Origin of the sequence: Nocardia sp. NPDC006982 (assembly GCF_042869435.1) — a bacterium.
Classification (GTDB): Bacteria; Actinomycetota; Actinomycetes; order Mycobacteriales; family Mycobacteriaceae; genus Nocardia.
Map to the genome: position 1 here is coordinate 420,662 of NZ_JBIAFV010000007.1, position 12,540 is coordinate 433,201.

Annotated in this window: 13 protein-coding genes; 2 read left to right on the plus strand and 11 right to left on the minus strand. The window is 65.9% G+C overall.

Going from position 1 to position 12,540, the window contains the following annotated elements:
- Position 1: 1 nt before the first annotated feature.
- Positions 2 to 1,699, plus strand: coding sequence for a SulP family inorganic anion transporter (locus ACFYOW_RS28840; RefSeq protein WP_387293067.1), 1,698 nt, complete (start codon positions 2 to 4; stop codon positions 1,697 to 1,699).
- Between the two features lie 160 nt (positions 1,700 to 1,859).
- Positions 1,860 to 2,366 carry a hypothetical protein gene (locus tag ACFYOW_RS28845; protein WP_387293069.1) on the plus strand — a complete coding sequence of 169 codons (507 nt, stop codon included), beginning with the start codon at positions 1,860 to 1,862 and terminating at the stop codon, positions 2,364 to 2,366.
- A 189-nt stretch (positions 2,367 to 2,555) separates the two neighbouring features.
- Here the strand turns inward: ACFYOW_RS28845 and ACFYOW_RS28850 are convergent, their stop codons facing one another.
- The 11 genes from ACFYOW_RS28850 to ACFYOW_RS28900 all read right to left on the minus strand — a co-directional run bounded on the left by ACFYOW_RS28850 (position 2,556) and on the right by ACFYOW_RS28900 (position 12,495).
- Positions 2,556 to 2,915, minus strand: a complete 360-nt coding sequence (locus ACFYOW_RS28850) for an ArsR/SmtB family transcription factor (protein ID WP_387293071.1) — start codon at positions 2,913 to 2,915, stop codon at positions 2,556 to 2,558.
- A 267-nt stretch (positions 2,916 to 3,182) separates the two neighbouring features.
- Positions 3,183 to 3,467 (minus strand): hypothetical protein, encoded by a 285-nt coding sequence (locus ACFYOW_RS28855; RefSeq protein ID WP_387293073.1) that lies wholly within the window; start codon positions 3,465 to 3,467, stop codon positions 3,183 to 3,185.
- Between the two features lie 23 nt (positions 3,468 to 3,490).
- Entirely contained in the window at positions 3,491 to 4,405 is a 915-nt protein-coding gene (locus ACFYOW_RS28860; protein WP_387293075.1) for a universal stress protein, read from the minus strand.
- Position 4,406: 1 nt separating this feature from the next.
- The gene (locus ACFYOW_RS28865) at positions 4,407 to 4,709 is read right to left on the minus strand and encodes a hypothetical protein (protein WP_387293077.1); all 303 of its coding nucleotides are present in this window, start codon (positions 4,707 to 4,709) and stop codon (positions 4,407 to 4,409) included.
- A gap of 130 nt (positions 4,710 to 4,839) precedes the next feature.
- Positions 4,840 to 5,760: a universal stress protein gene (locus ACFYOW_RS28870; protein WP_387293079.1), complete on the minus strand. Its 921-nt coding sequence runs from the start codon at positions 5,758 to 5,760 to the stop codon at positions 4,840 to 4,842.
- A 15-nt stretch (positions 5,761 to 5,775) separates the two neighbouring features.
- Positions 5,776 to 6,654 carry a universal stress protein gene (locus ACFYOW_RS28875; RefSeq protein ID WP_387293081.1) on the minus strand — a complete coding sequence of 293 codons (879 nt, stop codon included), beginning with the start codon at positions 6,652 to 6,654 and terminating at the stop codon, positions 5,776 to 5,778.
- A 39-nt stretch (positions 6,655 to 6,693) separates the two neighbouring features.
- Complete coding sequence (locus ACFYOW_RS28880; RefSeq protein ID WP_387293083.1) at positions 6,694 to 7,611, minus strand: universal stress protein; 918 nt, start codon at positions 7,609 to 7,611, stop codon at positions 6,694 to 6,696.
- A gap of 128 nt (positions 7,612 to 7,739) precedes the next feature.
- The gene (locus ACFYOW_RS28885; RefSeq protein WP_387293085.1) at positions 7,740 to 9,473 is read right to left on the minus strand and encodes a GAF domain-containing protein; all 1,734 of its coding nucleotides are present in this window, start codon (positions 9,471 to 9,473) and stop codon (positions 7,740 to 7,742) included.
- A gap of 59 nt (positions 9,474 to 9,532) precedes the next feature.
- The gene (locus ACFYOW_RS28890; protein WP_387293087.1) at positions 9,533 to 10,183 is read right to left on the minus strand and encodes a response regulator; all 651 of its coding nucleotides are present in this window, start codon (positions 10,181 to 10,183) and stop codon (positions 9,533 to 9,535) included.
- Positions 10,184 to 10,210: 27 nt separating this feature from the next.
- Positions 10,211 to 11,740 carry an AAA family ATPase gene (locus tag ACFYOW_RS28895; protein ID WP_387293089.1) on the minus strand — a complete coding sequence of 510 codons (1,530 nt, stop codon included), beginning with the start codon at positions 11,738 to 11,740 and terminating at the stop codon, positions 10,211 to 10,213.
- Positions 11,731 to 12,495: an SDR family NAD(P)-dependent oxidoreductase gene (locus ACFYOW_RS28900; protein ID WP_387293091.1), complete on the minus strand. Its 765-nt coding sequence runs from the start codon at positions 12,493 to 12,495 to the stop codon at positions 11,731 to 11,733. Before ACFYOW_RS28900 ends, ACFYOW_RS28895 begins: the two co-directional genes overlap by 10 nt.
- Positions 12,496 to 12,540: the final 45 nt, after the last annotated feature.

A 12,540-nucleotide genomic window follows, 5' to 3' on the forward strand; every position in this document is an offset into this window, starting at 1 on the left:
GATGAGGGCGCTACTTCCCACCTGGTCGGAATGGAAGCCCGCGGTCCGCGTGCCCGGCGCGGACTTGCTGGCCGGTCTGATCGTCGCGCTGGTCGCGTTGCCGCTCGCGCTCGGATTCGGGATCAGCTCGGGGCTGGGCGCGGCAGCGGGTTTAGCGACGGCAGTGATCGCGGGCACGCTGGCCTCGGTATTCGGCGGCTCACGGTTCCAGGTGTCGGGACCGACCGGTGCGATGACGGTGGTGCTGGTTCCGATCGTGCATGCGCACGGCGCGACCGGGGTGCTCACGGTCGGGCTGATGGCCGGGATCATGCTCGTGGTGCTCGCCGTCGCGGGTGTCGGGCGGGCGGTGCGGTACATGCCCGCCCCGGTGATCGAGGGGTTCACCGCCGGTATTGCGGTCGTGATTGCGCTGCAACAGTTTCCGGCCGCGTTGGGGATCGCCGACGCCGAGGGTGACAAGGTGTGGCAATCAGCGTTCGACGCCGTGCGCCGCTTCGCGGGAGGACCGAGCCTGGCGACGCCCGCGACCGCGCTCATGGTGGCCGCGGTCATCCTGATCGGCGGCCGATACCTGCCCAAACTGCCCTTCGCGCTGGTCGCGGTCGCCATCGCCACGGTGATCGCGCGCGTATTCGACCTCGATCTGTCCTTGATCGGGACCATCCCGTCGGGATTGCCCGCGCCGTCGCTGGGCTTCGTGCACCCCGGCCAACTCGGATCGCTGCTGGCACCAGCGTTGGCGGTGGCGGCACTGGCCGCGCTCGAATCGCTGCTGTCGGCGACCGCTGCGGACTCCATGTGCGTCGGCACCCGGCACAACCCGGACCGCGAATTGCTCGGTCAAGGCCTGGCCAACATCGCTGCACCGCTGTTCGGCGGCGTCCCGGCTACCGGCGCGATCGCGCGCACCGCGGTCAACGTGCGCTCCGGCGGCCGCACCCGCCTGTCCGCGCTCACCCACGCGGTGATCCTCGCGGCGATCGTCTACCTCGGAGCGTCGCTGGTCGCCGACATTCCTCTGGCCGCGCTCGCGGGTGTACTGCTGGCGACAACGATGCGGATGGTGGAGACCGCGTCGCTGACCGCGATCGCACGGGCCTCGCGGGGCGACGCGATCATCATGGTCGTGACCTTCGGCGTCACCGTCGCGCTGGACCTCGTCACCGCAGTCGCGATCGGCGTCGGATTCGCGATCGTGCTCGCCCTGCGATCGGTGGCCCGCGAGGCCCGCCTGGAGCAGGTGCCCCTCGATGACACCGACCACCTCGTCGAGGAACACGACCTCCTACACGACCACATCGTCGCTTACCGCATCGAAGGACCCTTGTTCTTCGCCGCCGCACACCGGTTCCTCCTGGAACTGGCCGAGGTCGCCGACGTCAAGGTGGTCATCTTGCGCATGTCGAAGATCACCGCCCTCGACACCACCGGTGCGCTCGTGCTCAAAGACGCCATCGGCAAACTCGAACACCGTCACATCACCGTGCTGCTGTCCGGGCTGCGCCCCGACCACCACCGCCGTCTGTGCGCCATCGGCGCCCTACCCACCGGAGGCGAGGATGCGTTGTTCGCCAACACCCATGAGGCGATCGACCATGCCCGCAGTTTCGTACCCGTGAGCCGCATGAAGCACCTCACACGCCACTCGGACGCTGAAGTTCTCGAACACAAGGACACCGAGACCCTCGTGCGTTGAGCGCCGCGTTCGGTGAGGCACTACTGGCCGGGTGAACGGTGTCGAGGCAGATGGTCTACCACGCCACCACCGAGCCTCGACTGAGTGATCTGCATTCCCGTTCGATTTGATATCCTCAGGGCTGCAACACTTTTCACCCATCAACGCAGGGGGGAACAATATGGGGGAGATATCGGCCGAAGCGGTGGCCGCTTTCGTAGCCGCGCTCGCACTGGTGGCGACCACAGTGTCAGTTATCTACCTGGCCAAGCAAACCAGTGCCGTCGCCGAGCAAACTCGCGTGGGTGCCGAGCAAACCAAGATCAGCAACGCGATGGCCGCGGTCTCCGCGAACAACACAGTGCTGAGCGCTTTGCGTGATGTGCACCTGCTGATGCTCGATCGACCCGGCTCACGTCGATACCTCTACGGCGATGAACCGTTGCCCGAGCAGCAGGACGAGCGGGACGAAATCCTCACCATCGCCGAATTGCTGGCCGACGTCATGTCCAGCGGCATACACACGCACAAGCAGATCCCTGACAGCAACAGCGCCGAGCCTTGGGACCACTACTGCCGCTCTACGCTGCGCAGCAGCCCGGCACTGCGTGATCTGGTGCGTGACCACGCGACGTGGTGGCCTTACCTCCCACCACTACTTCCGCCGACTCCTGCCGACATGGCATGACCGGAACGCCTTCAAGCCATCCATTTCTCCAGTTCACGACCGCCTAGCTCGAGCGCGGCCGGCGGCGGAGTGGCATCGAGGATCGCGTCGAGCCGTTGTGATTCGGCTCGGTCCAGGCGGCCGGATCCGACGTGCCCTTCGGCACACCGGACCGACGGCGCCCGCCGAAATGCTCACCGTGCTGCGAGGTCACCCCGTGGATTCGCTGACCAAGGTGGGTTCGGATAGCTCCTCGAGCAACTCGGCCTGGCCGGCCACCACCCCGGTCAGGATCGCCCGCGCCACCGTCAACAGCTCCGCGACCCGCGGCGAGGTCAACGCGTAGGAAACCGACAACCCCTCCCGTCGAGCGGTCACTAACCCCGTACGACGCAAGATCGCCAACTGCTGCGACAAATTCGCCGGTTCGATACCGACCTCGGGCAACATCTCTGACACCGCGTAATCACGCTCGCTGAGTAGCTCCAACACCCGAATGCGCGCCGGATGCCCGAGCGTCTTGAAGAAGTCTGCCTTCATCCGATAGAGCGGCTGGCGTGCATCCCCCATGATGTCCTCCACTCTCCGGATACCGACAAATGCTGAGATTACTTTCTAATCTTAGCAACTTGCCTCATCAACCCGAGTGAAGACCATGCCCCGCCGAGGCGATGCTCTATTGCCAGCCTAGGCGAGGTCGGAGGGCTCTTTGGCAGACCTTTCTGATTCGGGAACTCCCGCCGGTTTATAGGTGGGAAGCTCGGCGCTGACGCAAGGAATGTGATCGGCGGGGTGTCGATGAGTATGTCGGCGGTACCGCTCCACAACGTGAACCAGCTAATCCCGGCGGCCAGATTGCTTCCCGCGGTCGTCTGTCACCTCGTTGATGCCGAGTTGGTAGAACCCTCGAGCGTCTGGTCGGCATGTTCTGCCCGCACGGGTTCGACACGGATGGCCGCCCTCGGCAACGGCATCCGCAGCGGTGCCGCAGCACACCGCCACCGCATGCTCGTCATCGACCGTCTCGCCGGTGGCGAGTTGCGGTGGGGAGCCGAAGGTTTCGCTGTCGGCCAGGACGGTGTAGACATCCCAGCGCTCAGTATCCGGGGCGGTGACACACACGTTGTCCTCGTTTTCGGGTCGGTCTAGTCCTGGTGCACGACCATGACCGGGCAATACGCGTGTTGCACAAGGGCATTGCTCGTGGAGCCCAATAGGAGCCCGCGAAATCCGCCGCGACGACGACTGCCGACCACGATGAGCTGTGCGGTCCTGGACCACTCCAGCAGATGCTGCCGGATATGCAGGTCGTAGATTTTGTGACGGACCTCGACATTCGGGTACTTCTCCTGCCATCCGTGCAGGCGGTCGGCCAGTAGTTCGCGCTGCGTGGTTTCCATCGTCTGGATGGGTGCGTCGAGGAAGGGATACCCGGCGAAGGTATCGATGAAGAGGTCGTGGTGGCCGTGCACCGCGACAAGGGTGGCCCCCCGGTCGGATGCCTCGGCGAAGGCGGTGGCGATCGCGGCTTCACCGGCCTGGCCGCCGTCGACACCGACCACCACCGGACCGTCGGCCGGTAGCTGTTCACGCGGGTCGGCGGTGCGCACGACCACAACGCTGCCGTGGCCGTGCGCGACCACGGCAGACACAGTCGATCCGAGATGCGCGGCGCCGCCGAGTCCGGGTGTTACCCCCATGGCCACCAAGTGTGCGGTGCGTGAGTGCCGGATCAACAGCTCGGCGGGATGTGCCTCGGATACCTCCGTCGAAACTGTCGACTCGGGGGCTTCCGCACGTGCGATTCGCTCGGCCTTGGCGACGAAATCCGCACCGCGCATGCGGGTTTCGTCCATGAGCATGTGAACCGGAAAGGCGCTCGCGTCGAAATCGGCGGCTACGGCACGCAGATCCATGCCGTGCGTGATCAACAGTGCCCGCCCGCGCGGCGCGGCGGTCCGGGCGGCCCACCGAACAGCCAGATTCGACGCGACTGTGCCGTCCACGCCGACGACTACCTTCGCCGACGCCAGCCGGTGCGTATTCACGTTCTCGGTCATCTCAGTTGTCCATCTCCCCAGCCGTGGGATCCGTTGCCGGCTCGGTCACCGCACGGTGCGTGGCCAGGCGGCGCAGCCGTTCGTGTTCGAGCAGGAACAGCGAAATGCTGGTGAGAAACAGCAGTGCGGTGGTGAGAGCGCCGATTTTCGTCCAACCGGCGAAACCGTAGGCCGCAGCGGTGAGTGTCGATGCCAGGCCGACCACTCCGAGCGCGAACAGGACGATGCCTGGGATGTTGAAGAGGTCGGCCAGGCTCTCGCCGGGCTTGGTGTGGAAGGGTGCGTCGAATGTCGCGCTGCTCATGATGATTCCTTCGATCTGGCGAATGTGGGGTGGGCCGCGGATGGGCGGTTGTCCGCGGCCCGATGACCACCATGCCCGTCGGATGGGGTGGGCGGGCAGGGGCTTCGGTCCCGGAGGGGGAGGTCGAAGGTCAGCTCGGATGTACGACCATGACCGGGCAATCGGCATGCTGCACAAGCCAATTGCTGGTCGATCCCAGCAGCAAGCCACGGAATCCACCGCGCCCACGACTGCCGACCACGATCAGCTGCGCGAACTCCGACCACTTGCCCAGCAGCTCGCGCGGTCCGAGAACGGAGACCTTGCGGGTGACAGTGACATCGGGATACTTCTCCTGCCAGCCCGCGAGCCGCTCCGCCAACAGCGCGTGTTCGGCGATCTCGAGGTCGACGATGGGGATTTCCAGATAGGTGCTTCCAGCGAACGCGCCGACGTTCAGGTCGCTCCAGGCGTGCACGGCAACAAGTTCGGCCTCGCGCTCGGATGCCTCCGCGAATGCCGCGGCGATGGCGGCCTCACCGACCGGGCTACCGTCCACGCCGACCACGACTGGACCGCCCGGATGAGCCGGTTGCCCCGTCTCGGCGCCGCGTACAACGACCGTAGCGCCATGCCCGTGGCCGGCCACCGCGAGCAATGTCGACCCGAGGTGAGCGAGAGTACCGGAACTCGGCGTGGCGCCGAGGGCGACAAGGTCCGCCGTTTGCGAGAGTTCGATCAACAATTTGGCGGGATTCGCTTCGGAGAGTTCAGTGGTGACGGTCAGTTCCGGGTCGACGTCATGAGCCAGTTCACCGGCCTTGGCGAGGATGCGTTCACCGTCGGCACGCATTGTCGCGATGACCGAGGGCTCCATCGCGTCATAGCTCCCCAGGACCGCGCGGGTACCGAGGAGGTCGAGGCAGTGCACGATCAGCAACCGCCGTCGGTTCCGAACTGCCGTTTGCGCGGCCCATCGGATGGCGGCGTCGCTGGTTGTCGATCCGTCGGTTCCCACCACCACTGCGGCTGATGCCAGTTGGTGTGGATTGTCATCGGAGTAAGCGATCATGTCGATGCCCTTCGGTCAGTTTTGTGGGCGGGCGATGATGAGGGGACAGTCGGTGGCGTGGAGGACGGCTTGGCTGACCGAGCCGAGGGTCATCCCCGCGAAACCGCCGCGGCCGTGGCTACCGACGACGATCAGCTGGGTGTCCGCGGATTCCGCGAGTAGGCATCTGGCCGGTCGGTCCTCGACGACCACGCGCTGCACTTCGAGGTCGGGATACTTCTCCGCGTAACCGGCCAGGCTTTCGGACAACTGCTCCTCGGCCTGTTTCTGCATATAGGCGCGCGAGATATAGCGGTTGAATTCGGACCAAGTGAGTACCGCGCGCACCGCGACCTCGCGACGGTCGGCCTCGTCGAAGGCGATCTCGATGGCGCGGCTGCTGCTCGCCGAGCCGTCGACGCCTACCAGCACCGGGCCCAGTAGCCGATCCGGTGTGTAGTTTTCGGGTTCGGGGATGACAGCGACCGGGCAGTGCGCGTGCCGTGCGACGGCGGTGCTCACCGAGCCCAGCAGGCCACGGCGGAACGCGCCCAGCCCGCGGGTGCCCACGACCAGTAGGCGCGCCTCTTTGGAGCGGTCGAGCAGGACCGGGATCGGCGGCGCCTCGACCACGAAGGTGGCGATGTCCAGGTCGCCGACGGCTGCGGCTGCCGCGGTTGCGAATTCGCGTGCGGCGGCGACGGCCGCCGCACCGGCCGCCCGAAAGGCGTCGTAATCGATTTGGTTGAAAGCGATTCCGGGACCGAAGTCCATCGGCGCGCCGATGCTGTACACGATATGCAGGGGCGCGCGGTGATGGACGGCATCGACCGCGGCCCAGCGCACTGCCTCGGCGGCGGCTTCGGAGCCGTCGATGCCGACGAGCACGGGGGAATTGATGGCGTTGGCGGACATGGGATTTCGTAATCCTTCTACGCGACGGGAATGGGTGTTTTACTCCGCGTGGACGACCATGACCGCACAGTGCGCGGTCTGCACCATCGTGTTGCTGGTGGAGCCGAGTAGCAGTCCGCGGAATCCTCCGCGGCCCCGGCTACCGACGACAAGCAGCTGCGCCGACCGTGACCACTCCAGCAGTGCCTGTCGTGGACCGGACAGGTACACCTTGCGGATGACCTGGACGTCCGGATACTTGTCCTGCCATCCCGCGAGCTGTTCGGCGAGGATCGCATGCCCGGCGGTCTCGGCGTCTCGGTCGGAGATCGAGTAGGGGAGTCCGGCGAAGCGGTCGTAGTACAGGTCGCTCCACGCGTGGATGGCGACGAGTTGGGTTCTGCGTTCGCTGGCTTCGGCGAACGCGGCCTCGACGGCGGCCGTACTGACCGGTCCGCCATCGACGCCGACAACGACGGGGCCGACACGTCGGGTCTGCTGTTCGGTGCCGGTATCGCGCACCACCACGATCGCGCCGCAGCCGTGGCCGGCGACCGCGAGCAGTGTCGATCCGAGGTGGCTGAGGGTGCCGCCGGAACCCGTCGCGCCGATGACGACGAGATGTGCCGTTTCGGACAGCTCGATCAAAAGATGCGCTGGATTGGCTTCGGAGAGTTCGGTTTCCACGGTCAGGCTCGGATCGATCTGACGGGCGAGTCGGCGTGCCGTGCGCAGCATGTCCGTGCCTTCGCTGCGGATCGCGTCGATCACCGGTGGCATGATCACGTCGTAGATCCCGTAGGCGGCGCCGGCGGCGGCGAGGTCCAAGCCGTGCACGATGCGCAGGCGCCGACCCCGCTGGGAGGCGGTCTCGGCGGCCCAACGAACGGTGAGATCGGCCGCTTCGGAGCCGTCGGTTCCGACCACTATTTCGGCCGACGCCAGCCGGTGTGGATCATCGTGGTGCTGGGTGGTCATGGGCGGTGTCCCTTCGGATTCCACGGATCGGTTATCCGTAGGTTAGGAATCCGAGGGGGTCCGGCACGTCTGGCATTGGTCACGAACCGCGGGGCCCAAAGACAGCTGATGCCAAGGGGTGACGCCGCTCAGGGCAACGGTGCCGACCAGCGCAGTGTCGTGCCTCCGTGCTCGCCCTTCGCGATGCTGAAGCTGCCGCCGGCCTGTTCGGCGCGTGCGGCCAGATTCGCCAATCCGCTCATCCGATCGACGTTGTCGGGCACGCCTATACCGTCGTCGGCGACCTCGATGGTGACGTCGTCGCGCACCGTGAGGTGGACCGACACGGTCGTCGCCGATGCGTGCCGTACCGCGTTACTCACCGCCTCGCGCAACACGGCCTCGACATCCTCCGACAGCGGCGGTGCCAGCACCGAGACCGGACCGGCGAGGCGAATCGTGGTGCGCAATCCGCTTTCGCCGATCATGTCGGCGATGATGCCGTGCAGCCGTTTACGTAGCGTCGGGGCATCCGCGGTGGTGCTCTCGTGCAGATCGAAGATCGATTGCCGGATTTCCTGCACGATCGACTGGATGTCCTGGATGGTTTCGGTGAGCCGGGATTTGACTTCGGGTGCACGGGCGCGTTGGGCGGTGCCCTGCAGTGAGAGACCGACCGCGAACAGGCGCTGTATGACATGGTCGTGCAGGTCGCGCGCGATCCGGTCGCGGTCGGAGAGCACGTCGAGTACGCGCATCCGGCGCTGACTGTTCGCCTGCTGCAAGGCGAGCGCGGCTTGGTCGGAGAAGGCGGCCATCATCGCTTGCCCGGCCGCATCGAGCGGCTGTGTGCCAGCGGGCCGCACAGTCGCGAGTACGCCGATGACCGAGTCCTCGGCGCGTAGCGGCAGATTGAGTGCAGGGCCGAATTTGGATGGCTCGCCCAAGATAGGGAAGTTCAATTCGTCGACCGCGATGATCTGTCCCTTGCGGAATGCTTCGCCGGAATGCGATTTGTCTATGGGGATGCGTTCGCCGATGAGGTCTTGGGCGCTGACGCCCGCCGCGGCGACCACCACCAGTTCGGTGACATCCTCGGCGGGGATATCGGGGTCCTCGGGAAGTGCGAGGAAGGTGCACGCCGACTGGGTGAGCGTCAAGGCACGGTCGGTGACCAGTTCGAGGGCGGTGCCCGGGTCGCCGCCGGCGAGTAGTTCGGTGGCCACATCGCGGTTGGCCTCCAGCCATTGCTGGCGGATCCGGGATTGTTCGTAGAGGCGGGCGTTGGCGATGGCGATACCGGCCGCGGCGGCCAGTGCCTGCACCACGACCTCGTCGTCGTCGGTGAATTCCTGTCCACCGGCCTTCTCGGTCAGGTACAGGTTGCCGAAGACCTCGTCGCGAACCTTCACCGGTACGCCGAGGAAGGTGTGCATCGGCGGGTGGTGGGTGGGGAAGCCGACCGACGAGGGATGCTTCGAAAGATCCGGCAGCCGAATGGGTTTCGGTTGTTCGAAGAACAGGCCGAGGACACCGTGACCGCGCGGCAGATCGCCGATCATGACCCGGGTGCGGTCGTCGATGCCCTCGTAGACGAATTCGGCGAGCTCGTTGCTGGTCTCATCGGTTTCGCGTACGCCGAGCGCGCCGTATTCGGCGTCGACCAACTCGATGGCGGTGTGCACGATCGAGCGCAGCGTGTTGTCCAGGTCCAATCCGGCGGTGACGACCAGCATGGCCTCGATCAGGCGGTCCATCTGGTCGCGGACGCCGACGATTTGGGCGATGCGGTCCTGGACTTCGCCGAGCAGTTCACGAAGTCGCAGTTGAGACAAAGTTTCCGTCACCGGGGTCTGTCCGGAGACAGACGACTCGACTTCCATGATCAGTATTCTGCCCGGATTGTGCACCCCGTGTCACACCGAGCGAAACCGCACGTTGCTCACTCCTGCCACTTGGTGGGTATGTTGAGTTTGGAGGCCAGCACCGCTGCTTGAGTGCGGCGTTCTACCCCGAGTTTGGTCAGTAGCCGGGAGACGTAGTTCTTCACGGTTTTCTCCGCGAGGAACATCCGGCTCGCGATCTGCCGGTTCGTCAGTCCTTCACCGAGCAGATCGAGCAGGGTCCGTTCCTGTTCGGTGAGGCTGGCCAGCGGCCCGGTTTTGGCTGCGCCCTCCTCGCGCAGCTTTGCCATGAGGGCCGCGGCCGCGCGATTGTCCAGCAGCGACTTACCCGCGCCGACCTCGCGAATGGCCTCGATCAGCTCGATGGTGTCGATGTCCTTGACCACGTACCCGCTGGCCCCGGCCAGAATGGCATCGAGCATGGCCTGCTCGTCGGTGAACGAGGTGAGTATCAGACACCGCAGCTCGGGATGCTGATTCAGCAGTTCACGACACAGCTCTACGCCATTGCCATCGGGCAGGCGCACGTCGAGGACCACGACCTGCGGGCGCAGCGCGGGTATCCGCGCCAACGCCTGCGAAACCGTGCCCGCCTCGCCGACGACCTCGAGATCGGGCTCGGAATCGATCAGATCCTTCACACCGCGACGCACGATCTGATGGTCATCGACCAAGAAGACGCTGATCATCAACAAACACCTCTCTCGCGTGGCACTTCAGCCTACTGAGCGATCGCGCCCGGCGGGGCGGAGACAGGCCCCGGAATCGTGACCGAAGTCCCTTGCTGTCACCGGTTCGCTTCGCTGCCAGGCACGAACGGCCGCAGCCGCAGTCTGGTCCAGCGGCAAGGCAGTGTCGAGGCCTATCGCGTCCGGCCAGACCGATGCCGCGGCAGCCATGGCGTCGGCGATATCCGGCGTGGCATCGGATTCGCAGGCCGCGCGCTGCCGGATCCGGCGACTGGCCAGCGCACGGGGACAGACGCACTGCAGTGCCAACAGGTCGGCGTGTGCTTCTTCGGCCAGCGCTGTCGCGTGACTGCGTTCGGCCGCGTCTATCCAGCTCGCGTCAAGAATGACCGAGACACCGGAGGCCAGCAGTACGCGAGCCTGAGCGAGCATCTCGGCGTACACGCGGGCCTTACCCTCCGGGGCATACGCGCCCGTGGCGTAGGTGCCGATCGGACCGGTCAGCTCCTGTCCGGCCAATAGCTGCCTGCGTATATGGTCGCTGGAGATGACGATCGCGCCGGTGGCGGCGGCGAGTTCGGCGGCCACGGAGGATTTTCCGGTACCGGGCAGACCGCCGACAAGGACGAGCCGCACCGCCGCCTGGTCCAGATGGCGCGCGGCGATCTGCAGATGTCGTTGCGCGCGTTCGCGTGCAGCAGTCTCGCCCTGTCCGAAGCGGATGACATCGACCTTCGCGCGGACCAGGGCGCGATAGGCGATGTAGTGATCACGCAGTGAGGTGGGCGCGGGATCTGCGGTGGTTCGGAGGTATTCGTCGAGCAGTCGATCGCCCAGCTCGCGGTGGCCGAGGAATTCGAGATCCATTGCCAGAAAGGCGATGTCGTCGAGACAGTCGACGTAGCGGAGTTGATCGTCGAAGTCCAGACAGTCGAGTACCCGGAAGCCGTCGGCGAGATCGAAGATATCCTGCGCGAGCAGGTCGCCGTGCCCGTCGACGATGCGGCCATCGGCGATCCGCTGCGCCAGCAATGGCTTTCGGCCCTCGATGTAGCGCATCGCGAGTTCATCGATGCGCGCGAGCCCTGCCGGATTCACGAGGTCGGCTGATTGTTCCGCGAGCGGATTCGATAGTGCACGCCAGCGCTCGCGCAGTTGCTCCGGCGTTGCGGCGTGATCGATCTCGGGTCCGCGCCGTGCTGTGTGGTGGAACAGGGTGAGCACCTGGACCAGTTCAGACAGCTCCGATCGGCGCACGAGGGGATCGGCGAGCACATTGGACAGGCGCCGGTCTTCGGGCATCCGCCGCATGACGATCACCGGTTCGTCGGGACCACCGGTCGGATCAGTGAGGTGTGCGACGCCGAGATAGACATCGGGCGCCAGTCGCCGGTTCAACTCGACCTCGCGGGCACAGGCGTGCTCGCGCAGCGGTGCTGTGCTGAAGTCCAGGAAGTCGGTGGCGATCGGCTTCTTGGTTTTGTACGCCCGGTCCCCGCAGAGCAGGACGACGCCGGTGTGGGTTTCCCGCACTTGGGCGGCGGCGGTCACTGCCATGTTCCGTGCGCCTGTGGGGGTTCGACGAGGGTCATGCCCGCAGTGGCGCCACCGTCGGTGACGAATTCCGAACCGGTCGAGAAGGTGGCCTCGTTCACGATGAAGCCGACCATCGCCGCGACCTCCTCAGGCTCGCCGAAACGCGGAAGCGGCTGTCCTGCGGCGATGCTCTCATCGAAACCGGCGGTCATCGGGGTGTGTATCGGGCCGGGGTGCACCGAGCAGACCCGGACGCCGGCGTCGCCGAGTTCGAGCGCGGCGGCCTTGGTCAGTCCACGCAGACCCCATTTGCTTGCTACATATCCGGCGATCCCGGAATAGCCCACCAGGCCGGCGGTCGAGGAGATGTTGACGATGACGCCGTCGCCATTTACGCGTAGCCGCGGGGCAGCCAGATGCATGCCGAGCCACGCGCCGTACAGGTTGACGTCCACGACATGGCGGAACATCGCAGGGGATTCGGACTCGATTCCGCCGAAGTCGACGATCCCCGCGTTGTTCACCAGCACGGCGAGTGGCCCGAAGTTCGCTTCGGCATCATCTAGCACCTGCCGCCAGCCGCATTCGTCGATGACGTCGAGGTGTCGGAATATCGCTGTCGGGCCGAGGGATTCGGCCGTCGCCGCACCCTCGGCATCGAGGAGATCGGCCACGACCACGCGTAGGCCGGACTTGACCAGGGTTCGCGCGATGGCCGCGCCGATGCCGTGCGCACCGCCGGTGACGACGGCGCTTCGGCCGTGGAATTCGGACATGGTGTCAACCTCCGTCGGGTGAGGCACATAGTGGTTCTCCCACTG